The following is a 24535-nucleotide window of genomic DNA, read 5'->3' on the forward strand; positions in this document are numbered from 1 at the left end:
CGGGCAGTGTTTCACGTGAAACATTCACCGGCCCGGCGAAGCGAGGGGGCGATGTTTCACGTGAAACGTCGCCCCTGTTTTCCTTCTCACTCTCGGTCCCACCATCGCTCGAAGCGGCCCAACGCCAGGGCGACCGCCCCGTAGATCAGGGCGACGAGCACTACCAGGACGGCCGAGCGGCCGCTCGGCGGCAGCATCAGAGCCGCCACGCCCGCCGCACCGACGAACGCCACATTGAACAGGACGTCGTACACGGAGAAGACCCGGCCGCGGAAGCCGTCGTCGACGGACGCCTGGACGATCGTGTCGGTGGCGATCTTGGCGCCCTGGGTGGTCAGGCCCAGCAGGAAGGCCGCGACCAGCAGCGGCCCGGTGGTGAACGAGAGGCCCAGGGCCGGTACCAGCACCGCAGCCGTACCGGAGCACACCACGATCCACCGGCCGGGGCCGAGACGTCCCGCCGTCCACGGAGTCACCGCGGCCGCGGCGAAGAAGCCGGCGCCGGACAGGGCCAGCATCAGTCCCAGCAGACGGAGGCCGTCGTCCGTGCTGGTGGAGAGGGAATAGCGGCACAGCATGAGGAGCAGGACCAGGAGCGCGCCGTAGCAGAAGCGCATCGATGTCATCGCGGCCAGAGACCAGGCCGCCTCCCTGCGCCGGGGCTCGCCCAGGTGTCGCACGGCCGCCATCAGATCGCGTGCGTCGTCGGCGAGCGCGGTGCCCAGACGTGACCGTGCCGGCCGCCGGTCCGGGCCGAGGAGGGTGGGGGCCATGCTCAGGGACGCGAGGCCCGCGCAGAGGTAGAGGAAGGCGCCGAGCAGCACCACCGCGGCGTCGGAGCCCGATGCCCCCAGTCGCACGGCGAAGGCGAGACCGCCGCCGGCGGTCGCCGCGAGGGTCCCGGCTGTCGGGGACAGGGAGTTGGCCAGCACCAGACGCTCGGTGTCGGCCACGCGGGGCAGCGCGGCGGACAGCCCGGCGAGGACGAAGCGGTTGACGGCCGTCACGCAGAGCGCGGACACGTAGAAGAGCCAGTCCGGAACGTCACTGATCATCAGGACGGCGGTCACGCCGGCCAGCAGTGCGCGCAGCACATTGCCGTACAGGAAGACCTGCCGGCGGCGCCAGCGGTCCAGCAGGACTCCCGCGAACGGGCCGACCAGTGAATAGGGGAGCAGCAGGACCGCCATCGCCGAGGCGATTGCGGTGGCCGAGGTCTGCTTCTCCGGGGAGAAGACGACGTAGGCGGCGAGCGCGACCTGGTAGACCCCGTCGGCGCCCTGGGACAGCAGGCGGACATACAGCAGGCGCCGGAAGTTCCGCAGACGCAACAGGACGCGCAGGTCACGGACGACGGGCATGGATCACACCCTCACACATGCGGAGGGTCCCCGGGTCGACAACCCGGGGACCCTCCGCAGCCCTGGCAGGAGCGTTCTCGTGCGAGCGGCTGTCTTAGCGCTCGACCTCGCCGCTGATGAACTTCTCGACGTTGGTGCGGGCCTCGTCGTCGAAGTACTGGACCGGCGGGGACTTCATGAAGTACGAGGACGCGGAGAGGATCGGGCCGCCGATGCCGCGGTCCTTGGCGATCTTCGCGGCACGCAGCGCGTCGATGATGACACCCGCGGAGTTCGGGGAGTCCCAGACCTCGAGCTTGTACTCGAGGTTCAGCGGGACGTCACCGAAGGCGCGGCCCTCGAGGCGGACGTAGGCCCACTTGCGGTCGTCCAGCCAGGCCACGTAGTCGGACGGGCCGATGTGCACGTTCTTCTCGCCGAGATCCCGGTCGGGGATCTGCGAGGTCACGGCCTGCGTCTTGGAGATCTTCTTGGACTCCAGACGCTCGCGCTCGAGCATGTTCTTGAAGTCCATGTTGCCGCCGACGTTCAGCTGCATCGTGCGGTCGAGGATGACACCGCGGTCCTCGAACAGCTTCGCCATGACGCGGTGCGTGATGGTGGCGCCGACCTGCGACTTGATGTCGTCACCGACGATCGGGACACCGGCCTCGGTGAACTTGTCCGCCCACTCCTTGGTGCCGGCGATGAAGACCGGGAGGGCGTTGACGAAGGCGACCTTGGCGTCGATGGCGCACTGGGCGTAGAACTTCGCCGCGTCCTCGGAACCGACGGGGAGGTAGCAGACCAGGACGTCGACCTGCTTGTCCTTCAGGATCTGGACGACGTCGACCGGCTCGGCGTCGGACTCCTCGATGGTGGCCCGGTAGTACTTGCCGAGACCGTCGAAGGTGTGACCGCGCTGGACCGTGACACCGCTGTTGGGCACGTCGCAGATCTTGATGGTGTTGTTCTCCGAGGCACCGATCGCGTCCGCGAGGTCGAGGCCGACCTTCTTGGCGTCGACGTCGAAGGCGGCGACGAACTCGACGTCGCGCACGTGGTAGTCGCCGAACTGCACGTGCATCAGGCCGGGGACCTTCGACGCCGGGTCGGCGTCCTTGTAGTACTCGACGCCCTGCACCAGCGACGCGGCGCAGTTGCCCACGCCGACGATGGCTACGCGAACCGAACCCATTCCGGTTGCTCCCTGTGTGTACGAGTGAGGCCCTGAGTGGGTCTCACGTGGCGGTGTCGTCGTCGGGCGTATCCGTCCGGGGGGTTTCCCCGGCGCGGGGCAGGCCGCCCGTCGATCCAGTGGTGGTGTCCTGCTGAGCGGGCCCCCCGGACGCGGAACCCTTCAGGTCCCGTCCGGCCCGCTCGCTCTCGATGAGCTCGTTCAGCCAGCGCACTTCGCGCTCCACGGACTCCATTCCGTGGCGCTGGAGCTCGAGTGTGTAGTCGTCGAGGCGCTCCCGCGTGCGCGCGAGGGAGGTGCGCATCTTCTCCAGGCGCTCCTCCAGGCGGCTGCGCCGGCCTTCCAGCACGCGCATGCGCACATCGCGCGAGGTCTGCCCGAAGAAGGCGAACCGTGCCGCGAAGTGTTCGTCCTCGTAGGCGTCGGGGCCGGTCTGCGAGAGCAGTTCCTCGAAGTGCTCCTTGCCCTCGGCCGTCAACCGGTAGACGATCTTGGCGCGTCGTCCGGTGAGGGGGGCGGTGAGGGCGTCCTCGTGGGTGCTGCCGGGTTCCTCGATCAACCAGCCGTTGGTGACCAGTGTCTTGAGGCAGGGGTACAGGGTTCCGTAGCTGAACGCACGGAACACACCCAGTGAAGTATTGAGTCGCTTGCGCAGCTCGTAGCCGTGCATGGGGGACTCGCGGAGCAGGCCGAGCACGGCGAACTCGAGGATGCCGGAGCGCCGGCTCATCGTCGCCTCCTCTCGTCCCGCAGGTGGTCCCGCAGGTCTCGCAGTGCCTCTCAGCGTCTTTATCTCGCGCTGATGTATCGACTCGATACATCCCGACGATAGAACGGCCTTGCCCGTGCGACAAGAGGGAGGGTGGTGAACGGGATCACATCACCGATTCGTAGGAGGTGAGTTGCCTGATTTGGGGTGAACTTCCAGACTCGGCAGGTTTTGGCGGTGCGTAGTCTGTGCGGCATGCATACCGCCGGGAACCAAGTGACGTTTGGGGAGCGTCCTTGTCCCCGGTGCAGTACGGGTGAATGCAGAACCGACCACATCCGTATTTCGGGGGGACCGGAAAACAGCCGCCGTTCCAGGCGCGCAGGGGTGCGCCTGCCCGAGGAGTAATCGTTCGATGAGCGAGCACCGTCGCAAACCGCCGCAGCCGCAGGGAGGCGGACGTGCCGCGGCCCGACGCGGCCAGCCCGATGCGTCCTCCGGCCGCCGTGCGGCACCGCGAGGCGCCACCGGGTCTCCTGCCGACTCCTATGGTTCGGGAGGTGAGGAGCGCTCCTACGGCGGACGTGCAGAGGCCCGCCGAGCGGCGCAGAAGGGCAGCCGCCGCCGAGCGCCCGAGAACACGGGCCCGGGCGGCCGCCGTGGCGGTCCGGGAGGTCCGACCGGACCCGGGCGCGGCAGAGGCCGCGCGACCCCGCCTCCCGGTAAGAAGCGCTTCATCGACTACCCCAGGTCCGACAAGTTCGGCTGGCAGCGCTGGATGCCGTCCTGGAAGCTCGTGACCGGCCTGTTCATCGGCTTCATGGGAAGCCTGGTGGCGGTGGCGGGCATCGGGTACGCGATGGTGGACATCCCCATCGTGGCGAAGACCGCCAAGGCGCAGAACAACGTCTACTACTGGTCCGACGGTTCGGTGATGGTCGCCACCGGCGGTGAGATCAACCGCCAGATCATCAACTACGCGGACATCCCCAAGGAGATGCGCTACGCCGTCATCTCGCAGGAGAACAAGACCTTCGAGACCGACAGCGGTATCGACCCCAAGGGCATCGCGCGCGCGGTCTTCAACATGGCCAAGGGCGGTCAGACACAGGGTGGCTCGACGATCACCCAGCAGTACGTGAAGAACGCCATGCTGGACGACCAGTCGCAGACGCTCTCCCGCAAGTTCAAGGAGATCTTCGTCTCGATCAAGGTGGGCGCCGAGGTCCCGAAGCCGCAGATCATGGCCGGCTACCTGAACTCGGCCTACTTCGGCCGTGGCGCCTATGGCCTCGAGGCGGCCTCCCGTGCCTACTTCAACAAGGACGCCGACGAACTGAACCCGGGCGAGTGCGCCTTCCTGGCGGCGATGCTCAAGGGCGCCACCTATTACGACCCGGCAGGCGCCACCTCGCTGGACCCGACCGGCGCCACCCCCGAGGCGAACAAGAAGCGTGCCCTGTCGCAGATGCAGGACACCCTCGACAAGATGGTCGAGTACGGCCACCTGAGCGCCACCGAACGGGCCAAGTACCGGACTCTCCCGAAGTGGCAGAACCCGCGGTCGAACAGCCGGCTCGGCGGTCAGATCGGCTATCTGGTCGACCTCGCCAAGTCCTATCTGATCAACAACAGCGAGAAGACCAAGGTCACCGAGGAAAAGCTGCAGAAGGGCGGCTACCGGATCTACACGACCTTCGACAAGACGAAGGTCAAGGAGCTGGAGTCCGCGGTCAAGAAGGTCCAGAAGAACAACATCAAGCCGAAGCAGCGTCCGGAGACCGACACCCACGTCCAGTTCGGCGGAGCCTCGGTGGACCCGGCGTCGGGTGCCATCAAGGCCATCTACGGCGGTGAGGACGCGACCAAGCACTTCACCAACAACGCCGACTCCACCGGCGCCCAGGTCGGCTCGACGTTCAAGCCGTTCGTGCTGGCGGCGGCGATGAAGTGGGGCGTCCGGAACCCGGACCTCGGTGCGGACCAGGCGCAGGACGAGCGTACGCAGGCCTCCCCCAAGAGCCTGTACAGCGGCAAGAACAAGCTGAAGATCAAGAACTACGACGGGTCGGTCTGGACGGACAAGGACGGCAAGGAGTGGCTCCAGACCAACGACGGCAACGAGTCCGTCAACCCGCCGACGTACAAGATCGACCTTCGTGAGGCGATGCGGCTCTCGGTGAACTCCGCCTATGTCCAGCTCGGCATGGACGTCGGCCTGGACAAGGTCAAGGAGACGGCACTGGACGCAGGCGTTCTGGAGGGCAGTCTCGCCAGCGCGAACTATCCGTCGTTCTCGATCGGTACGTCCGACCCCAGCGCGATCCGCATGGCGGGCGCCTATGCCACGTTCGCCGCGAGCGGCGAGCAGAACTCCCCGTACTCGGTCTCCAAGGTCGAGGACAAGGACGGGCAGGTCTACAAGCACCGGGCGGAGACCAAGGAGGCCTTCACCTCGGCGGTGGCGGACAACGTCACCGACGTCCTGAAGACGGTGGTCGACAAGGGCACCGGTACCAGCGCCAGGCTCCCGGGCCGCCCGGTGGCCGGCAAGACCGGTACCACGGACGGCAACAAGTCCGCCTGGTTCGTGGGGTACACCCCGCAGTTGTCCACCGCGATCAGCATGTTCCGCCTGGACGACAACGCGAACAACAAGAAGCGCACGTTCCTGGAGATGTACGGAACCGGTGGCCAGGAGAAGATCCACGGCGCCTCGTTCCCGGCCGAGATCTGGCACGACTACATGGCGCAGGCGCTGAAGAACGAGCCGGTGAAGCCGTTCCCGACGCCCGTGCCCATCGGCAAGGTGATCAACGCCGAGCCGAGCCCCACCCCCACTCCGTCGGTCACCCAGACCGAGGAGACGAGTCCGACACCGACTCCGACGCCGACCCAGAGCTCGCCCTCGCCGACGCCCTCGGCCAGCGACACCTGCGGCTTCTTCGGCTGCAACAACAACGGTGGCAACGGCAACGGTGGCAACGGCAACGGTGGTACGGACGGTGGCACCGACGGGGGCACGACACCGACACCGACGATCACGGAGACCACCGGTAGCGGCGGCACCCGGGGCAATGGCAACGGTGGCTTCTTCGGAGGCCAGGACGGTTAGCGCCGCTTTCTGCCCGGTTGGCGGCCATACCGTCCGTCCTGGGTGTTTCACGTGAAACATGGGCCGCCGCACCGACGAGGTGCGGCGGCCCACGGCGTTTTCATGGACAGGTACGGCAGGATGTGCCCCATGCCCAGTGCAGAGATGACGCCCGCGAGCACGCACGAGCCCGAGCCCGTGCGGCGCACCACGGCAGAACCGGTGCAGCCGACCAGGGAGGACGAGGTCGCCGCGGCCGGCAGTGAGCTGATCGGCGGTCCCCTCGGGCGGCGTGCCCTGCTCGGGACCTCTTGGTGGACCCCGGTACGGGTCGTCGCGCTCGTGGCGATCGGCATGTTCGCCCTCGGCCTGGTCCAGAAGGCGCCCTGCTACGACGGGGCCTGGTTCTTCGGCGCGAGCAGCCAGTACACCCATGCCTGTTACTCGGACATCCCGCACCTCTACCAGGGCCGCGGGTTCGCCGACCACCTCGTGCCGTACTTCGACAGGCTCTCGGGGGACATGGACTACCTCGAATACCCGGTACTGACCGGAGTGTTCATGGAGGTGGCCTCCTGGCTGACCCCGCACAGCGGCAGCATCCAGCACCAGGAGCAGTGGTACTGGTTCGTCAACGCCGGCCTGCTCATGGTGTGTGCGGCCGTCATCGCGGTGTGCGTGGCGCGGACCCAGCGTCGCCGCCCCTGGGACGGCCTGCTGGTGGCTCTGGCACCCGCCTTCGCTCTCACCGCGACCATCAACTGGGACCTGCTGGCCGTGGCGCTGACGGCCGCGGCGATGCTCATGTGGTCCCGGAGCCGGCCCGCCGCCTTCGGCGTCCTCCTGGGGCTCGCCACGGCCGCCAAGCTGTACCCCCTGTTCCTGCTCGCCCCGCTGCTGGTGCTGTGCTGGCGGGCGGGCAAGTGGCGGGAGTTCTTCCAGGCCGTGGGCGGCGCGCTGGTCGCCTGGCTCGTGGTGAACCTGCCGGTGATGCTGTTCGCGTTCGACGGCTGGTCGAAGTTCTACCGGTTCAGTCACGACCGAGGCGTCGACTTCGGTTCCTTCTGGCTGATCTGGGCGCAGAACTCCAGCCACCCGCCCACCACCGACTTCGTGAACACCGTGGCCTCGGTGCTGGTGGTGCTCTGTTTCCTCGGGATCGGCGCGTTGACGTTCACCGCCCCGCGGCGGCCGCGCTTCGCCCAACTGGCCTTCCTGATGATCGCGGCCTTCGTGCTCACCAACAAGGTCTACTCACCGCAGTACGTGCTGTGGCTGGTGCCGCTGGCAGTCCTCGCCCGGCCGAAGTGGCGGGACTTCCTGATCTGGCAGGCGTGCGAGGTGGCCTACTTCCTGGGCATCTGGCTCTACCTCGCGTACACGACCAGCGGAGACGCCCACAAGGGCCTGCCGACGCACGGCTACCACTGGACGATCGTGCTGCACCTGCTGGGCACGCTCTACCTGTGCGCCGTCGTCGTACGGGACATCCTCATGCCGGAGCGGGATGTGGTCCGCAGGTCGGGCGACGACGACCCCTCGGGCGGGGTGCTCGACGGCGCGGAGGATGTCTTCGTGCTCGGTGCGGCGGCCCACCCGCCTCGTCACGCGGCGCACTCCGACGGTCCCCCGGTGGACTGGGGGCGGCCCGAGCACGTGCCCCACGAGGAGCGTTCGCTGTGAGCGAACTCCCATGGCAGGGTTCATGAAGAAGGCCGTACACGCGAGGCGTGTACGGCCTTCCTGCTGTTCCGGAGGAGGTCTTCGCCCCGATCGGACCGGGTCTAGCGATCCACGATCCGGTCGAACTGCGTGGTGGTGTGCCGCAGATGGGCCACGAGTTCGTCGCCGACCTTCGGCTCCGGGGCGTCCGACGGGACGAACAGGATGGAGACCTGCATGTGCGGCGGCTCGGCGAACCAGCGCTGCTTGCCGCCCCAGACGAACGGAGAAAGGTTCCGGTTGACCGTGGCGAGGCCGGCCCGGGCGACGCCCTTGGCGCGCGGCATGACGCCGTGCAGAGCCTTCGGGGCCTCCAGGCCCACCCCGTGAGACGTACCGCCCGCCACGACCACCAGGAAGCCGTCCGAGGCCGCCTTCTGCTGCCGGTAGCCGAAGCGGTCACCCTTGGCCACCCGCGTGACGTCCAGGACGGCACCGTGGTACTCGGTGGCCTCGTGGTCCCCCAGCCACAGGCGGGTGCCGATGCGGGCGCGGAACCGCGTCTGCGGGAACTGCTGCTGGAGCCGGGCGAGTTCGTCGGCCTTGAGGTGGCTGACGAACATCGTGTGCAGCGGCAGCCGGGCCGCGCGCAGCCGGTCCATCCAGCCGATGACCTCCTCGACGGCGTCCGAGCCGTCGGTGCGGTCCAGCGGCAGGTGGATGGCGAAGCCCTCCAGCCGGACGTTCTCTATGGCCTGGTGCAGCTGTGGCAGGTCCTGCTCGCTGATGCCGTGGCGCTTCATCGAGGACATCACCTCGATGACGACACGCGCGCCCACGAGGCCGTACACGCCGTCGATCGACGACACCGAGCGCACCACCCGGTCGGGCAGCGGTACGGGCTCCTCGCCGCGTCGGTACGGCGTCAGCACCAGCAGGTCCCCGCCGAAGAAGTCCTTGATGCGTGCGGCCTCGTACGTCGTGCCGACGGCGAGCAGGTCCGCGCCGAGTCGCGTGGCCTCCTCCGCCAGGCGCTCGTGTCCGAAGCCGTAGCCGTTGCCCTTGCAGACCGGGACGAGCCCCGGGAACTGCTCCTGCACGTGCTTGTGGTGCGCCCGCCAGCGCGCGGTGTCGACGTAGAGCGTGAGCGCCATGGCCGGACCCGGAACCTTTCTAGTGGCTGCGGTGTGTCAGAGGTGTGGAAGCTGTGATGCCTATGGAACCAAACGACCGCGGCTCAGCGGCGCGACATGTAGATGTCGAGCGCCTTGTGGAGCAGCTTGTTCAGCGGGAAGTCCCACTCGCCGAGGTATTCGGCGGCCTGTCCGCCCGTGCCGACCTTGAACTGGATCAGGCCGAACAGGTGGTCCGTCTCGTCCAGTGAGTCGGAGATACCGCGCAGGTCGTAGACGGTGCCGCCGAGCGCGTAGGCGTCGCGCAGCATCCGCCACTGCATCGCGTTCGAGGGTCGGACCTCGCGGCCGATGTTGTCGGAGGCGCCGTAGGAGTACCAGACGTGCCCGCCGACGATCAGCATCGTCGCCGCGGAGAGGTTCACCCCGTTGTGGCGGGCGAAGTACAGCCGCATGCGGTTGGGGTCCTCGGAGTTGAGGGCCGTCCACATGCGCTGGAAGTACGACAGCGGACGCGGCCGGAAGTGGTCGCGCACGGCCGTGATCTCGTACAGCCGCTGCCACTCGGCGAGGTCCTGGTAGCCGCCCTGGACGACCTCGACGCCGGCCTTCTCCGCCTTCTTGATGTTGCGGCGCCACAGCTGATTGAAGTTCTTGTGGACCTCTTCCAGCGAGCGGTTGGCCAGCGGCACCTGGAAGACATAGCGGGGCTGCACGTCACCGAAGCCGGCGCCGCCGTCCTCACCCTGCTGCCAGCCCATGCGCCGCAGCTTGTCGGCCACTTCGAAGGCGCGCGGCTCGATGAAGTCGGCCTCCAGGTCACGCAGGCGCTTGACGTCCGGGTCCTGGATGCCCTTCTTGATGGTCTCGGCGTTCCAGCGCCGGATGATCACCGGGGGGCCCATCTTGACGGAGAAGGCGCCCTGCTGCTTCAGGTGCGCCAGCATCGGCTGGATCCAGTCGTCCAGGTTCGGCGCGTACCAGTTGATGACCGGGCCCTCGGGGAGGTAGGCGAGGTAGCGCTTGATCTTGGGCAGCTGACGGTAGAGGACCATGCCCGCACCGACCATCTCGCCGGTGCGGTCGTCGAACCAGCCGAGGCTCTCCGAGCGCCACTCAGCCTTCACATCGGCCCATGCCGGGACCTGCATGTGGCTTGCCGCCGGCAGGCTCTGGATGTAGGCCAGATGCTGCTCGCGACTGATGGTCCTCAGGGTCAGGCTCATTCGGGGCGCTCCTCGGGCTGGGGTGTCCCCATGGGGTCAGGGGCTCCGGCTCTCGCGCCGAAGCCTACTGCGCCTTTCGAGCACCCCGACTGGGGTGTACGGGCTTCCGGTCCGCGGACACGGCTCGGCGGGGCACCTCCACAGGGCTGCGGAGGTGCCCCGCGAGCGGTCGGCCCGATTCAGCCGATGAGGCCGCCGAACAGTCCGCCGTTCGCCATGCCGAGCATGAAACCGACGCCGGAGGCGCCGAGGCCCAGGATCAGGCCGAAGCGTTCACGGGTGGTCACCGAGATCCACTGCCCGTACGCCCCGACGACGAGACCCACCAGGCCGGCCCAGGAGGCGAGCAGGTGGAGGCCGGCGAAGAAGCCCGTGATGAACGCCAGCACGCCCAGGACCAGTGTCACGGCCATCAGGGTGTCCTGGAGCGGATGGGGCTTGCCGTCGGTGGCGAAGAGAGATCCGGCGGTGTTGGGTCGCAATGCCTGCTGTGCCATGTGGCACCTCCTGCGGATCGCGGCGCACTGTAGCGCCATACACACCCGATGTGTACAGACTGACGGCCCCCGCCGCCTGATTTCAACCGGAAGCAGGTGTGCGGGTAGTCTGTACCGTCTGCACCGGTGTCTGCCCAGAGCTGGCCAGGTCACACTGGGGCCACGTTGCGGGATCCCCTTCGGGACCCCGCATTGTCAGTGGCGGCCGATACCGTTGCGTACGCATCACGACCCTCCTGCCACGGAACGACCGTGGCCGCTGAGTCCAAAGGAGGTGGGTTCCACATGCGTCACTACGAGGTGATGGTCATCCTCGACCCCGATCTCGAGGAGCGTTCGGTCTCCCCGCTGATCGAGAACTTCCTGTCTGTCGTCCGTGACGGCGGCGGCAAGGTTGAGAAGGTCGACACCTGGGGCCGTCGTCGTCTCGCCTACGAGATCAAGAAGAAGCCCGAGGGCATCTACTCGGTCATCGACCTGCAGGCCGAGCCTGCGGTCGTCAAGGAGCTCGACCGCCAGATGAACCTGAACGAGTCGGTCCTCCGGACCAAGGTCCTCCGTCCCGAGACCCACTGAGCTCTCCAGCTCAGCTGATCCCGGGATTCGAGTAGCAACCAAGCAGCCAGAGCAAACCCGCCGAGAGGTTCCCCCATGGCAGGCGAGACCGTCATCACGGTCATCGGCAATCTTGTCGACGACCCCGAGCTGCGCTTCACCCCGTCCGGTGCGGCTGTCGCGAAGTTCCGCGTCGCGTCCACTCCCCGCACCTTCGACCGCCAGACGAACGAGTGGAAGGACGGCGAGAGCCTGTTCCTGACCTGCTCGGTCTGGCGTCAGGCGGCGGAGAACGTCGCCGAGTCGCTGCAGCGAGGCATGCGCGTCATCGTGCAGGGCCGGCTGAAGCAGCGGTCCTACGAGGACCGCGAGGGCGTCAAGCGCACGGTCTACGAGCTGGACGTCGACGAGGTCGGCCCCAGCCTGCGCAACGCCACTGCCAAGGTCACCAAGACCGCCGGTGGCGGTGGCCGCGGTGGCCAGGGTGGTTACGGCGGCGGTGGCGGCGGCGGCCAGCAGGGCGGCAGCTGGGGCGGTGGCTCCGGCGGCGGCCAGCAGGGCGGCGGCGGTGCTCCGGCCGACGACCCCTGGGCGACCGGCGCTCCCGCCGGTGGCCAGCAGGGCGGCGGCGGTTGGGGCGGTGGCTCCGGCGGCGGTGGCGGCTACTCGGACGAGCCCCCCTTCTAGGTCTTCGGACCGAAGGGTGGGTCGTACCCAAACTTCTTGATCACACAGGAGAAACACCATGGCGAAGCCGCCTGTGCGCAAGCCTAAGAAGAAGGTCTGCGCTTTCTGCAAGGACAAGGTCACGTACGTGGACTACAAGGACACGAACATGCTGCGGAAGTTCATTTCCGACCGCGGCAAGATCCGTGCCCGCCGCGTGACCGGCAACTGCACGCAGCACCAGCGTGACGTCGCCACGGCCGTCAAGAACAGCCGTGAGATGGCGCTGCTGCCCTACACGTCCACCGCGCGATAAGGGAAGGGTGACCGAAACATGAAGATCATCCTCACCCACGAGGTCTCTGGCCTCGGTGCCGCCGGCGACGTCGTCGACGTCAAGGACGGTTACGCTCGCAACTACCTGATCCCGCGGAATTTCGCTATCCGCTGGACCAAGGGTGGCGAGAAGGACGTCGAGCAGATCCGCCGCGCCCGCAAGATCCACGAGATCCAGACCATCGAGCAGGCCAACCAGATCAAGGGCCAGCTCGAGGGCGTCAAGGTCCGCCTGGCCGTCCGCTCCGGCGACTCCGGCCGTCTCTTCGGTTCCGTCACCCCGGCCGACGTCGCTTCCGCGATCAAGGCTTCCGGTGGCCCCGAGGTGGACAAGCGCCGCATCGAGCTGACCGCTCCGATCAAGACCCTGGGCGCCCACGAGACGTCCGTGCGTCTGCACCCCGAGGTTGCCGCCAAGGTCAACATCGAGGTCGTCGCGGGCTGACCGCGAGCTTTCTCGAGCAGTCCTGAAGAGGGCCGCACCCTTCGCGGGTGCGGCCCTTTTCGCTGGCTCGGCGTCAGACCCGGCGCCATACAGAGCCGGCTTCGTGCGGAGCGGAGGTGTTTCACGTGAAACACCCCTGCCGCTCTGTGCCACGTGGAACGGTCAGCGGGTCGCGCCCGTCACGATCCAGCGGCCGGAACGCATGCGGAGCCACAGCGTCAGCATGCGGACCGTCATCATCAGCGTCATCGCGGCCCAGAGGGCGGTGAGACCGCCGCCGACGGTGGGGACGAGCAGCGCCACGGGAGCGAACACCGCCAGCGTGACGACCATGGCCCAGGCCAGGTACGGGCCGTCGCCCGCGCCCATCAGGACGCCGTCCAGGACGAAGACGATCCCGCAGATCGGCTGCGAGAGCGCCACCATCAGAAGTGCGGGCAGTGCCGCGTCCTTGACCACCGAGTCATCGGTGAAGAGCGGCAGGAAGAGTGGCCGGGCGGCGCCCACGAGCAGGCCGAGTACGACGCCGGTCGCGATGCCCCACTGGACCATCCGGCGGCAGGCCTCGCGTGCTCCCTGGGCGTCGGCCGCACCGAGGTAACGGCCGATGATCGCCTGCCCCGCGATCGCGATCGCGTCGAGAGCGAAGGCGAGCAGGCTCCACAGGGACAGGATGATTTGATGGGCGGCGATGTCCGCGTCACCGAGGTGGGCCGCGATCACCGTGGCGATCATCAGGACCGCTCGCAGGGACAGCGTGCGGACCAGAAGAGGGACGCCTGCCTGCGCCGAGGCTCGGATACCGGCCGCGTCGGGGCGAAGGGAGGCTCCGTGTCGGCGTGCTCCGCGCACGACGACGGCAAGGTAGACGGCGGCCATGCCGCACTGCGCGATGACCGTGCCCCAGGCCGAACCGGCGATACCGAGTCCCGCGCCGTAGACGAGGACCGCGTTGAGCGCACCGTTGGCGATGAAGCCGGCGATGGCGACGTAGAGAGGGGTCCGGGTGTTCTGCAGTCCACGCAGAACTCCTGTCGCTGCCAGGACGACGAGCATCGCCGGGATGCCGAGTGCGGAGATGCGCAGATACGTCGTGGCATGGGGGGCCGCTGTCGAGGAGGCTCCGAAGAGCTCGACGATGCCGGGAGCCAGCGGGAGCACGAGTGCGATGACGGCACTGCCCAGCAGCAGAGCCAGCCAGATGCCGTCCATGCCCTGCCGGATGGCGGCCGGCAGGTCTCCGGCGCCGACGCGGCGGGCGACGGCGGCCGTAGTGGCGTAGGCGAGGAAGACGAAGACGCTCACGGCGGTGGTCAGAAGCGCCGAGGCGACCCCGAGACCAGCGAGTTGGGCGGTCCCGAGATGGCCGACGATCGCGCTGTCCGCCATGACGAAGAGGGGCTCCGCGACGAGAGCGCCGAAGGCCGGGACGGCCAGCGCGACGATCTCTCGATCGTGCCGCCAACGGGTGACCTCGGGTATCGCGGGAGCTTGTGTCATGAGCACCAATCTAATCGTCCACAGGTAAGAGATGCAAATGGCTTGTGACCCTTACTTTGCTCGGTGGGTCACATCCTTTCGGGCACCGTTCGAGGCGATCTTGGTCCGACTGGGAAAGTTTTTCTTCTGCACAGGCGGTGGACGGCAAAGGTGCAGGTCACGTGGGTGACCAAGTAAGCAGCGAGGGCTTGTTCACAGGGCTGTCCACCGAGTCGTGCACAGGTTTCGCCGAGTTCTCCACAGCATCGGGGCGGTCGTCCACATGGCCTGTGGATAACCAGATTGGCTGACGGTGCCGACGGGCCTACCGTGGTCCGGCGCCTGCTCCTTTCCCCCGGCCCGGGAGGTGCGTCCTTCGCGGCCCTGGAACCGTCATAAATCCGACGCGCCAGAACCGGAGTTGGGTCTCTCAGTTGTCAGTGTCGTGCCGTACAAAAGAGGGCACGGCGAGGTCCGCCGCGCGGACGGGAGGAGGTGGCTCGGTGAGCATTTCCGAGCCCTTGGACGATCCGTGGGCCGACGCCGGACCCAGTGATCGTCTGCCCGCCTCCCGCCGGCGGAGCGACGGCGGTCGGGGCCGTGACGAGCAGCACGACCGGGGCAGGGAGAGCGGTGGCTGGGACGGCGGAGGTTCGTCCTTCGAGCGGGTGCCCCCGCAGGATCTGGATGCCGAGCAGTCGGTGCTGGGCGGCATGCTGCTGTCCAAGGACGCCATCGCCGACGTCGTCGAGATCCTCAAGGGCCACGACTTCTACAAGCCCGCGCACGAGACGATCTACCAGGCGATCCTCGACGTCTACGCCAAGGGCGAGCCGGCCGACCCGATCACCATCGCCGCCGAACTCACCAAGCGCGGCGAGATCAACAAGGTCGGCGGCGCCGCGTATCTGCACACCCTCGTCCAGACGGTGCCGACGGCCGCCAACGCCGAGTACTACGCGGAGATCGTCCACGAGCGGGCCGTGCTGCGCCGTCTGGTCGAAGCCGGAACGCGCATCACCCAGATGGGATACGCGGCCGACGGCGACGTGGACGAGATCGTCAACAGCGCCCAGGCGGAGATCTACGCCGTCACCGAGCAGCGCACCAGCGAGGACTACCTGCCGCTGGGCGACATCATGGAGGGCGCCCTCGACGAGATCGAGGCGATCGGCTCGCGCAGCGGTGAGATGACGGGTGTGCCGACCGGCTTCACCGACTTCGACTCGCTGACGAACGGTCTGCACCCCGGTCAGATGATCGTCATCGCCGCTCGTCCCGCCATGGGTAAGTCGACCCTCGCGCTGGACTTCGCGCGGGCCGCCTCGATCAAGAACAATCTGCCGAGTGTGATCTTCTCGCTCGAGATGGGCCGCAACGAGATCGCCATGCGTCTGCTGTCCGCCGAGGCCAGGGTCGCCCTGCACCACATGCGCTCCGGCACGATGACCGACGAGGACTGGACCCGACTCGCCCGCCGCATGCCGGACGTCTCGGCCGCGCCGCTCTACATCGACGACTCGCCGAACCTGTCGATGATGGAGATCCGCGCCAAGTGCCGGCGGCTCAAGCAGCGCAACGACCTGAAACTGGTCGTCATCGACTACCTCCAGCTGATGCAGTCCGGCGGCTCCAAGCGCGCCGAGAGCCGGCAGCAGGAAGTCTCGGACATGTCCCGTAACCTCAAGCTGCTCGCCAAGGAGCTGGAGGTCCCGGTCATCGCGCTCTCCCAGCTCAACCGTGGTCCGGAACAGCGCACCGACAAGAAGCCGATGGTCTCGGACCTGCGTGAGTCCGGCTCCATCGAGCAGGACGCCGACATGGTCATCCTGCTGCACCGTGAGGACGCGTACGAGAAGGAGTCCCCGCGCGCGGGTGAGGCGGACCTGATCGTGGCCAAGCATCGAAACGGCCCGACCGCGACGATCACGGTCGCGTTCCAGGGCCACTACTCCCGCTTCGTGGACATGGCCCAGACCTGATCCCGTCCGGGTCTCCGGCCGGTGTGCCCGCAGAGCGGCGAAATGGATTCGACGTCCGGCGCGGCACCCGCTGGACTGGGCCCATGACGACACCTCACGAAGCACTGCTGCCTGCGACCCGGCGTGCCCTGCTGCACCGGATCGCCGTCGCGCAGACCGAAGGGCGGGCGCCGTCCTTGGTGGCCGCCGTCGTACGGGGCGGACAGGCGGTGTGGCACGGGGCGCGGACCTCGGTGGACGGGCACGGGCCCGACGAGAATGTGCAGTACCGGATCGGGTCCATCACGAAGACCTTCACCGCCGTGCTGGTGATGCGGCTGCGGGACGAAGGCCTCCTCGACCTCGGGGATCCGTTGGAGAAGCATCTGCCGGGTACCGGCGCGGGGGAGGCGACGATCGCCCAACTGCTCGCCCACACCGCCGGCCTGGCCGCCGAGTCACCCGCGCCCTGGTGGGAGAGGACCCCCGGCTCACTGCGGCCCGAGCTCGGCGACGTGCTCGGCGAAGAGCCCCTGCTGCATCCCGTCGGCCGGCGGCACCACTACTCCAACCCCGGTTACACGGTGCTGGGTGCACTGGTGGAGGAACTGCGCGGGGCCCCCTGGGAGGAGGTGCTGCGCGCCGAGATCCTGGAGCCGCTCGGTCTGCGGCGGACGAGCGCACAGCCCGAGCCGCCGAACGCGGGAGGATGGGCCGTGCACCCCTGGGCCGACGCCCTGCTGCCCGAGCCGCTGGAGGACCTGGGCCGGATGGCCCCGGCCGGGCAGCTGTGGTCGACCACCGGTGACCTCGCGCGGTTCGCCGCCTTCCTGGCCCGCGGTGACGACCGGGTGCTGTGCGCGGAGTCCGTACGGGAGTTGCGGACCCCGGCGGCGCCCGCCGAGGCCGCCGATGTGCTGGAGGGGACAAGTTACGGACTGGGCATGCAGATCCAGCGCCGCGACGGCAGGCTGCTCGTCGGGCACTCCGGTTCGCTGCCGGGCTTCCTGGCGAACCTCACCATCGGTGTGGAGGACGACGTCGCCGCGGTGGTGCTCGCCAACTGCACCAGTGGGCCGCTGCTGGGTGCGGTGGGCGCCGACCTGGTGCGGATCGTCGCCGAGGCGGAACCCCGGATCCCCGAGCCGTGGCGGCCGCTGCGGGAGATCGAGCCGACGGTCCTGGAGCTGGCGGGGCAGTGGTACTGGGGGACGCACGCGTTCGGTCTGCGGGTGACCGCCGACGGCCTGATCGCCCTGGGGCCGCTGACCGGTGGCGGCCGCCGTGCCCGCTTCCGTTCCAACGGGGACGGCACCTGGACGGGCTTGGAGGGCTATTACGCCGGAGAGCTGCTGCGGCCCGTGCGGAGGCCGGACGGGTCACTGAGTCACCTCGACCTCGGTTCGTTCGTCTTCACCCGGCAGCCCTACGACACCCAGGCGCCGGTACCGGGCGGTGTGGACCCCGAAGGCTGGCGGGGCCTTCGGTAGTCGTCAACGCGTAGGGGGTGTTTCACGTGAAACACCCCCTACGCCCATCTGTTGCGGTCGGTCAGAGCCGCATCTTGAAACCCTCGTGCGAGGCCGTGAAGCCCAGCCGCTCGTAGAAGCGGTGAGCGTCGCTGCGCGTCTTGTCGGAGGTCAGCTGCACCATCACGCAGTCGAGCTGCCGGGACCGGTCCACCGCCCACTCGATGAGCCGGCTGCCCAGTCCGCCGCCGCGCTCGTCCGAGTGGATCCGCACGGCCTCGATGAGCGCGCGGGTCGCCCCTTTGTGGGAGAGCCCGGGAATGATCGTGAGCTGAAGGGTGCCGATCACCTGTCCCTCGCGCTCGGCGACGACGAGATGCTGGTTCGGATCGGCGTCCAGGCGCTCCAGCGCGGCCCGGTACGGACTCAGGTCGTGAGGTGACTCACGCTGGGCGCCGAGGGGGTCGTCGGCGAGCATGGCGACGATCGCCGGCAGGTCGCCGGGCGTCGCATCCCGTATTTCAAGATCTTCCATGCCCGCACCCTATGCGGGCACGTTGAGGGACTCCACGGCCCTTACCAGCGGCGCCAGTTCGGGGTTCCGGGAGGCGTCGTCCAGAGCCTCGCGCAGGGCGGCGTCGTTGGTCGGCCGTGCCTCCTCCAGCAGTCGCAGCCCCGCCTCGGTGACGTTGGTGTAGATGCCGCGCCGGTCCGTGGGGCACAGGTAGCGCTCCAGCAGGCCGCGGTCCTCCAGCCGGGTCACCAGGCGCGTGGTGGCGCTCTGGCTGAGCACGACCGCGTCGGCGACCTGTTTCATCTGCAGATGTCCGCCGTCGCCGTCGTGCTGCCGGCTGAGTACATCGAGCAGGGAGTACTCGCGCACGCTCAGGTCGTGCTTCGCCTGCAGGGCCCGCTCGATGTGCGCCTCGATCCTCCCGTGCAGCGCAGAGAGGGCGCACCAGCCCTGTGCGAGAGCGGTGAGCGCGGGGTCCGTCGCTGTCATGGGGTTCTCCTCCGTCCCGGAGCGGCTGCTCCAAGGGTAGAGCAAGTCCGCAATATCCTGCGGTTGCATATAACCCGCGTCTGCAACTATTGTGAACGCACGCAACGCGCTCCTGCAATCTTCTGGAAGGTGTACCCTCACATGCCTCTCGCGCTTCTGGCCCTCGCGATCGGGGCCTTCGGAATCGGAACGACCGAGTTCGTGATCATGGGCTTGCTTCCCGAGGTCGCGGGCGATTTCGGGGTCTCCATCCCCACGGCGGGCCTGCTCGTGACCGGCTACGCCCTCGGCGTGGTCATCGGAGCCCCGCTGATGACCGTGCTCGGCACCAAGGTCCCGCGCAAGCGCATGCTGATGCTGCTGATGGGCCTCTTCATCGCCGGGAACCTGCTCTCCGCGGTGGCCCCCGCATTCGGCGTCATGCTGATCGGACGCGTGGTCGCCTCGCTCGCCCACGGAGCCTTCTTCGGCATCGGCTCGGTCGTCGCGGCGGAACTGGTGGCACCCGACAAGAAGGCCGGCGCCATCGCCATGATGTTCACCGGCCTGACCGTCGCCAATGTCGTCGGCGTCCCGCTGGGCACCCTCGTCGGGCAGACCGTCGGCTGGCGGGTCACCTTCGCCGTCGTCGCCGCCCTCGGGGTCCTCGGCCTCGTCGGCATCGCCAAGCTGGTGCCCGACATGCCGCGGCCGGAGGGCGTGCATCTGCGGCACGAACTGGCCGCCTTCAAGAACGCCCAGGTCCTGCTCGCCATGGCGATGACCGTCCTCGGCTTCGGCGGCGTCTTCGCGGCCATCACCTACATCGCGCCGATGATGACCCACATCGCCGGCTTCGCCGACGGCTCGGTCACCTGGCTGCTGGTCCTCTTCGGCCTCGGCATGGTCGGCGGCAACCTGGTCGGCGGCAAGTTCGCCGACCGCGCCCTGATGCCCATGCTGTACGTCTCCCTCGGCGCCCTCGCGGTCGTCCTGGCGCTCTTCACGCTGACCGCCCACAACAAGATCGCGGCCGCCGTGACCATCGCCCTGATCGGCGCCCTGGGCTTCGCGACCGTTCCGCCGTTGCAGAAGCGCGTCCTCGACCAGGCGCACGGCGCGCCGACGCTCGCCTCGGCCGTCAACATCGGCGCCTTCAACCTGGGCAACGCCCTCTCCGCCTGGCTCGGCGGCATCGTGATCGCGGCGGGCCTCGGATACACCGCGCCCAACTGGGTCGGCGCCGCCCTCGCCGCGGCCGCCCTGGTCCTCGCCGTCCTCTCGGCGGCCCTGGAGCGCAGGGACGCACGGCACGGCACCGTGACCGTGTCCGGCTATCACGCCGAACAGCGGACGCCCGTCCATCACTGAGCCACCTCGGCTCACCCCCGTACGCCCGTACCGGGCGCGTCCCGGTTCGGCAGGCAACCACCCTCGGCACCACCAAGGAGAAAGCTCCATGAGCACCACCGTCGTCGCCCCGCTCACCATCGAGGACGCCGAGCTGCTCGTCGCCACGGCCCGTCGCGCGGCAGAGGACGCCGGAGTCACCGTCAGCGTCACCGTCCTGGACGCCGGCGGCCACCTGCTGGCCTTCCGCCGGGACGATCGGGCAGTGCTGATCTCCGGCGAGACCAGCACCCGCAAGGCCTACACGGCGCTGCAGCTGAACGCTCCCACCGCCGACCTGGTCGACGCCGTGCAGCCCGGCGGCCTCTTCCACACCCTGCCCACGGCTCTCGACCGCCCCCTGCTCTTCATCGCGGGCGGCCTGCCCGTGCACCGGGACGGCCGGCTGATCGGCGCGATCGGCGTCGGCGGCGGCGCGCCGGACCAGGACCACGGCTTCGCCACCGCGGCCGTGCAGGCGCTCGTCTGATCACCGAGCCCGGACGGACAACGCCGGCCCTCCACCGCTCCGGGCGGTGAAGGCCGGCGTTCGTCGTACGCCTCTCAGCCCGCGGCCACCGTCAGCGGGGCGAACCGCCGTGTCCAGTCTCCCGGGAGGTCCGTGATCCCGTAGGTCATCACGGCGTTGAACGCCACCGAGGCCAGCCCCCGGGCCTTCGCCCACGCCAGCAGCTCCTCGTGGCGTACATCGATGTCGGTGCGCAGCGGGCGGTCCGTAAGAGCGGCCAGGGACGCGATGAGGGCCTTGGCGGTCTCCGTGTCCCGGGCGATCAGCGGGCCGACCACATGGGTGTCCATGTTGGGCCAAGCGCCCGCGTACCCGATGACCCGGCCGTTCTCCTCCGCCACCCGCAGCTGGTCGGCGAAGGCGGGCAGCCGGGCGATGAGGGGCGTGCGATCGGCACCGAACACCTCCTCGTCGAGACGCAGGATCGCGGGAAGGTCTTCGGCGGTGGCGGCCCGTGTCGACACCCCCGGCTCCGCGGCACCGGGAATGAAGCGCCCCCTCAGCATCTCCGCCCGGCCCGTCGACTTGAAGCCCAGCTCCTCGTACAGGGGGCGTCCATAGGGCGTGGCGTGAAGAGTCAGCGGGGTGGTCCCCATGGCCGACACGACGTGCCGCATCAGGCGGCGCCCGATGCCCTTCCGTGCATGACGTTCGGCCACCAGGACCATGCCGATGGCGCCCAGTTCCGGCTGGTCCCAGGGTCCGTACTCGGTGACGACGCACGCGGCGACGAGACCGCCCTCAGGATCGTCGATACCGAAGCCCTTCCCGGCCGTCAGAAGGAAGCCCCACTTGTGTTCTTCACGGGGCCACCCCCGGTCCTCGGACAAGTCCGCGCACGAAGTCATATCGCGGAGGGTCAGACGGCGGATGGGCAGAGAGGCGAGGGAAGGAGTCGGCACGCAGGTCAGGCTGTCCGACCGGCACCCCCGGCGTCCACCCGTTTCGACGGAGACGCACGTGCTTTTGGCCATGTCGTAGCCCTCTGCTCAGCTCCCGGACAGCTGCCGGTGTTTCACGTGAAACACCGGCAGCCCGGTTAGCCTTCAGGGCCATGGCAAGACTTCATCTCTTCGATCTCGACGGCACACTGCTGCACGGCACCACGGCCCCGGTGGAGATCTCCCGCCAGCTGGGGCTGGAGGCGGAGACGGTCGCACTGGACCGCGCGATAGGGGCAGGGTTGATCGGGCCGCCGGAGTACGCGGCTCAGGTGTACGACCTCTGGGCGGGCCTGACCGAGGCGCATGTGACCGCCGCCTTTCAGGCGGCTCCCTGGCTTACCCGGATCCGCGAGGTGTGGGCGGAGATCCGAAGCGCGGGCGAGTACTGCGCCGTGGTGTCGTTGTCGCCTTCCTTCTTCGTGGAGCGCCTGCTGGAGTGGGGCGCCCACGCGGCGCACGGCTCCCGATTCCCGGCCGTGCCCTTCACCGAGCCCGTCGACCCCGCCGGGGCGCTCAGTGCCGCAGCCAAGGTGACCATCGCGGACCGGCTCTGCGCCGAGTTCGGCGTGGCGCGGGCGGACTGCGTGGCGTACGGCGACTCCTCGTCGGACAAGGATCTGTTTGCGGTCGTACCGGTTTCCGTTGCGGTCAACGCGGACGGTCACCTGGCCGGTCTCGCGACCCATTCCTACACCGGACGCGACCTGTGGGATGCCTATGAACTCGTAGCCGGACTCAGCTAGTTGAGGTAGGCCGAGCCAGTACTCCTCCCGGTCGGCAGGCGGCGCGGACCGGGGGACTTGTGTGCGCGCCGATGGCCGGTAGGGTCGACTCCGGTTCACGTCCGGGATCGAGTGCGCATCCCGTGCGGGCCGAGAGCAGGGCAGCAGCGTAACGGGGCGGAGAGATCGAAGGCCGCGTTTACGCGTACCCAGCCGCGGCATCCGATCCGGGTGGGAGGCTGCGGAGCGAGTGCTACGGGCCGGCCGCCCGCCGGGGGAAAGCAGGCACCTTCCGAGGAGGAGGTGCGCAGACCGACCGAGAGATGTTCGAGGCGAGGGCACCATGGACGCTCCGACCACCACGTCGGGGGAGTACGACACGTCGGACGGAGGCGGCTGGTTCGCGCCGCACCCGTCGTCATCCCCTCCGCCGCGCGGTGGTGATCAGCAGACGCATGCCGGCGCCCCAGCCCCGCAGCGTCTGCCGGAGCAGCGGACGATGCCGGCTGCGGGGACGGCGTCTCCGGACGCGGTGCGCATCCGCCGGACGATGGCCGAGATCGGACCCGTCGCCGACAAGGTCACCTCCTACTTCTACGCACTGCTCTTCGTCCGTCATCCCGAACTGCGGCCGCTGTTCCCGGCCGCGATGGACATCCAGCGGGACCGCTTGCTGAAGTCCCTCCTCATAGCGGCCGAGCATCTGGACAACACCGCCGTCCTCGTCGACTACCTGAAGAACCTGGGTCGCGGACACCGCAAGTACGGGACGCACGCCGCGCACTATCCGGCGGTCGGCGAATGCCTGATCGGCGCGCTGAGCCAGTACGCCGCCGACTGGAACCGGGAGACCGAGGCCGCCTGGGTCCGGGCGTACACGACGATCTCCCAGGTCATGATCGACGCGGCGGCGGCCGACGAACTGCGGGCGCCTGCCTCGTGGCAGGCCGAGGTCGTCTCCCACGACCTCAGGACTCCCGATGTCGCGGTCGTCACCGTCCGTCCGGACCAGCCCTATCCGTTCCTCGCCGGTCAGTACGCGAGTATCGAGACGCCCTGGTGGCCGCGGGTGTGGCGGCACTACTCCTTCGCCTCCGCGCCCCGCTCGGACGGCCTGCTGACCTTCCATGTGAAGGCCGTGCCGGCCGGCTGGGTCTCGCGTGCGCTGGTGCACCGCGCCCGCCCCGGCGACGTCATACGCCTCGGCCCGCCGACCGGGTCGATGACCGTCGACCACACCACCGACAGCGGGCTGCTCTGCCTCGGCGGCGGCACCGGTATAGCGCCCATCAAGGCACTCGTCGAGGACGTCGCCGAACGCGGTGCCCGTCGGCAGGTCGAGGTCTTCTACGGCGCACGCACCGACCACGACCTCTACGACATCGACACCCTGCTCAGGCTTCAGCAGGGCAATCCCTGGCTCTCGGTCCGGGCCGTGACCGATCAGCAGGCCCGCGTGCGGCTTCCCGACGCCATACGTGTCTACGGTCCCTGGAAGGAGTTCGACGCCTATCTGTCGGGCCCGCCCGGGATGATCCGCAGCGGTGTCCACGCGCTCCGGGACATCGGCATCCCGCCGGGCCGCATACGGCACGACTCGGTGGAGGAGCTTCTCCTCGCGGGGGACTGACCGCGCTAACCGAGGTCGGGAGCGTGCATGGCACGCACCCCTTCGATGTTGCCGTCCAGATAGTGGCGCAGAGACAGCGGGACGAGATGTACGGAAGCGATGCCGACACGGGTGAACGGGATCCGGACGATCTCGTACTCCCCGGCCGGCTCGTCCACTTCGGGGCCATGACGCAGGGACGGGTCCATGGACTCGAGCCGGCAGACGAAGAAGTGCTGCACCTTCACGCCGGTGGCGCCGCCGTCCTCGCCGATGTGCTCGACGGTGTCCACGAAACAGGGCACCACATCGGTGATCTTGGCGCCGAGTTCTTCGTACACCTCTCGGTGCAGGGCGTCCACGACGGTCGAGTCGCCGGGCTCGACCCCGCCACCGGGGGTCACCCAGTACGGATCGACACCAGGCTTGGTGCGCTTGATCAGGATCAGGTCGCCACCGTCCAGCAGAACGGCACGGGCGGTGCGCTTGACCACGGGTCGGACGGTCATGGGAGAAATGTGGCCCGGCTGGTTCCACGTGAAACATCGCGGAGCGTCCGCGGACGACCGCAGCGCGTGCACTCCCCTGTC

General features: G+C 68.6%; 23 protein-coding genes. 12 read left to right on the forward strand and 11 right to left on the reverse strand.

The features are described from left to right. Positions 1-86: 86 nt before the first annotated feature. From BLW57_RS20080 to BLW57_RS20090, 3 genes are all read right to left on the reverse strand, one after another. Entirely contained in the window at positions 87-1361 is a 1275-nt protein-coding gene (locus BLW57_RS20080; RefSeq protein WP_093476286.1) for an MFS transporter, read from the reverse strand. 94 nt (positions 1362-1455) lie between these two features. Further along, a complete protein-coding gene (locus tag BLW57_RS20085) occupies positions 1456-2538 on the reverse strand; it encodes an inositol-3-phosphate synthase (protein WP_093476288.1) in 1083 nt (360 codons plus the stop codon). Positions 2539-2581: 43 nt separating this feature from the next. Next, positions 2582-3268: a PadR family transcriptional regulator gene (locus BLW57_RS20090; protein WP_093476289.1), complete on the reverse strand. Its 687-nt coding sequence runs from the start codon at positions 3266-3268 to the stop codon at positions 2582-2584. A 394-nt stretch (positions 3269-3662) separates the two neighbouring features. Between BLW57_RS20090 and BLW57_RS20095 the strand changes: the two genes are divergently transcribed. Then, positions 3663-6362 carry a transglycosylase domain-containing protein gene (locus BLW57_RS20095; RefSeq protein WP_093476291.1) on the forward strand — a complete coding sequence of 900 codons (2700 nt, stop codon included), beginning with the start codon at positions 3663-3665 and terminating at the stop codon, positions 6360-6362. Positions 6363-6491: 129 nt separating this feature from the next. Further along, on the forward strand, positions 6492-8024 hold the full coding sequence (locus BLW57_RS20100) for a glycosyltransferase family 87 protein (protein ID WP_176985659.1): 1533 nt from the start codon (positions 6492-6494) through the stop codon (positions 8022-8024). A 101-nt stretch (positions 8025-8125) separates the two neighbouring features. Here BLW57_RS20100 and BLW57_RS20105 read toward each other — a convergent pair whose 3' ends face one another. The 3 genes from BLW57_RS20105 to BLW57_RS20115 all read right to left on the reverse strand — a co-directional run bounded on the left by BLW57_RS20105 (position 8126) and on the right by BLW57_RS20115 (position 10859). Beyond that, on the reverse strand, positions 8126-9157 hold the full coding sequence (locus BLW57_RS20105; RefSeq protein WP_093476294.1) for an alanine racemase: 1032 nt from the start codon (positions 9155-9157) through the stop codon (positions 8126-8128). A gap of 83 nt (positions 9158-9240) precedes the next feature. Beyond that, the gene (femX, locus tag BLW57_RS20110; RefSeq protein WP_073887307.1) at positions 9241-10362 is read right to left on the reverse strand and encodes a peptidoglycan bridge formation glycyltransferase FemX; all 1122 of its coding nucleotides are present in this window, start codon (positions 10360-10362) and stop codon (positions 9241-9243) included. Positions 10363-10541: 179 nt separating this feature from the next. Continuing rightward, the gene (locus BLW57_RS20115; protein ID WP_093476295.1) at positions 10542-10859 is read right to left on the reverse strand and encodes a hypothetical protein; all 318 of its coding nucleotides are present in this window, start codon (positions 10857-10859) and stop codon (positions 10542-10544) included. Positions 10860-11144: 285 nt separating this feature from the next. On the opposite strand from BLW57_RS20115, the gene rpsF reads away from it, so the two are divergent. The 4 genes from rpsF to rplI all read left to right on the forward strand — a co-directional run bounded on the left by rpsF (position 11145) and on the right by rplI (position 12861). Beyond that, entirely contained in the window at positions 11145-11435 is a 291-nt protein-coding gene (rpsF, locus tag BLW57_RS20120; protein WP_009189556.1) for a 30S ribosomal protein S6, read from the forward strand. A gap of 75 nt (positions 11436-11510) precedes the next feature. Further along, complete coding sequence (locus BLW57_RS20125) at positions 11511-12101, forward strand: single-stranded DNA-binding protein (protein WP_093476297.1); 591 nt, start codon at positions 11511-11513, stop codon at positions 12099-12101. Between the two features lie 58 nt (positions 12102-12159). Further along, entirely contained in the window at positions 12160-12396 is a 237-nt protein-coding gene (gene rpsR / locus BLW57_RS20130; RefSeq protein ID WP_003949403.1) for a 30S ribosomal protein S18, read from the forward strand. An 18-nt stretch (positions 12397-12414) separates the two neighbouring features. Next, entirely contained in the window at positions 12415-12861 is a 447-nt protein-coding gene (gene rplI / locus BLW57_RS20135; RefSeq protein ID WP_093476298.1) for a 50S ribosomal protein L9, read from the forward strand. Positions 12862-13023: 162 nt separating this feature from the next. Here the strand turns inward: rplI and BLW57_RS20140 are convergent, their stop codons facing one another. Continuing rightward, positions 13024-14370 (reverse strand): MATE family efflux transporter, encoded by a 1347-nt coding sequence (locus BLW57_RS20140; RefSeq protein WP_093476300.1) that lies wholly within the window; start codon positions 14368-14370, stop codon positions 13024-13026. Positions 14371-14843: 473 nt separating this feature from the next. Here BLW57_RS20140 and dnaB point away from each other — a divergent pair, with 473 nt between their 5' ends. After that, the gene (gene dnaB, locus BLW57_RS20145) at positions 14844-16322 is read left to right on the forward strand and encodes a replicative DNA helicase (protein ID WP_093476301.1); all 1479 of its coding nucleotides are present in this window, start codon (positions 14844-14846) and stop codon (positions 16320-16322) included. 83 nt (positions 16323-16405) lie between these two features. Continuing rightward, positions 16406-17791, forward strand: coding sequence for a serine hydrolase domain-containing protein (locus BLW57_RS20150; RefSeq protein ID WP_093476303.1), 1386 nt, complete (start codon positions 16406-16408; stop codon positions 17789-17791). A gap of 61 nt (positions 17792-17852) precedes the next feature. Here the strand turns inward: BLW57_RS20150 and BLW57_RS20155 are convergent, their stop codons facing one another. After that, entirely contained in the window at positions 17853-18305 is a 453-nt protein-coding gene (locus tag BLW57_RS20155) for a GNAT family N-acetyltransferase (RefSeq protein WP_093476304.1), read from the reverse strand. A 9-nt stretch (positions 18306-18314) separates the two neighbouring features. Beyond that, positions 18315-18773, reverse strand: coding sequence for a MarR family winged helix-turn-helix transcriptional regulator (locus tag BLW57_RS20160; protein ID WP_093476306.1), 459 nt, complete (start codon positions 18771-18773; stop codon positions 18315-18317). Positions 18774-18914: 141 nt separating this feature from the next. Here BLW57_RS20160 and BLW57_RS20165 point away from each other — a divergent pair, with 141 nt between their 5' ends. Further along, the gene (locus BLW57_RS20165) at positions 18915-20123 is read left to right on the forward strand and encodes an MFS transporter (RefSeq protein WP_093476307.1); all 1209 of its coding nucleotides are present in this window, start codon (positions 18915-18917) and stop codon (positions 20121-20123) included. 88 nt (positions 20124-20211) lie between these two features. After that, positions 20212-20631: a GlcG/HbpS family heme-binding protein gene (locus tag BLW57_RS20170; RefSeq protein WP_073887245.1), complete on the forward strand. Its 420-nt coding sequence runs from the start codon at positions 20212-20214 to the stop codon at positions 20629-20631. Positions 20632-20705: 74 nt separating this feature from the next. Here BLW57_RS20170 and BLW57_RS20175 read toward each other — a convergent pair whose 3' ends face one another. Next, a complete protein-coding gene (locus BLW57_RS20175) occupies positions 20706-21572 on the reverse strand; it encodes a GNAT family N-acetyltransferase (RefSeq protein WP_093476309.1) in 867 nt (288 codons plus the stop codon). Positions 21573-21724: 152 nt separating this feature from the next. On the opposite strand from BLW57_RS20175, the gene BLW57_RS20180 reads away from it, so the two are divergent. Together BLW57_RS20180 and BLW57_RS20185 are read left to right on the forward strand one after the other, a co-directional pair. Then, positions 21725-22357, forward strand: coding sequence for an HAD family hydrolase (locus tag BLW57_RS20180; protein ID WP_093476310.1), 633 nt, complete (start codon positions 21725-21727; stop codon positions 22355-22357). Positions 22358-22556: 199 nt separating this feature from the next. Then, positions 22557-23966 carry a globin domain-containing protein gene (locus BLW57_RS20185; RefSeq protein ID WP_371127862.1) on the forward strand — a complete coding sequence of 470 codons (1410 nt, stop codon included), beginning with the start codon at positions 22557-22559 and terminating at the stop codon, positions 23964-23966. Between the two features lie 5 nt (positions 23967-23971). On the opposite strand, the gene BLW57_RS20190 is transcribed toward BLW57_RS20185, so the two are convergent. Then, the gene (locus tag BLW57_RS20190) at positions 23972-24454 is read right to left on the reverse strand and encodes an NUDIX domain-containing protein (RefSeq protein ID WP_093476312.1); all 483 of its coding nucleotides are present in this window, start codon (positions 24452-24454) and stop codon (positions 23972-23974) included. Positions 24455-24535 lie beyond the last annotated feature (81 nt).

The organism is Streptomyces sp. 1222.5 (genome assembly GCF_900105245.1).
In the GTDB taxonomy this organism is placed as follows: Bacteria; Actinomycetota; Actinomycetes; order Streptomycetales; family Streptomycetaceae; genus Streptomyces; species Streptomyces albidocamelliae.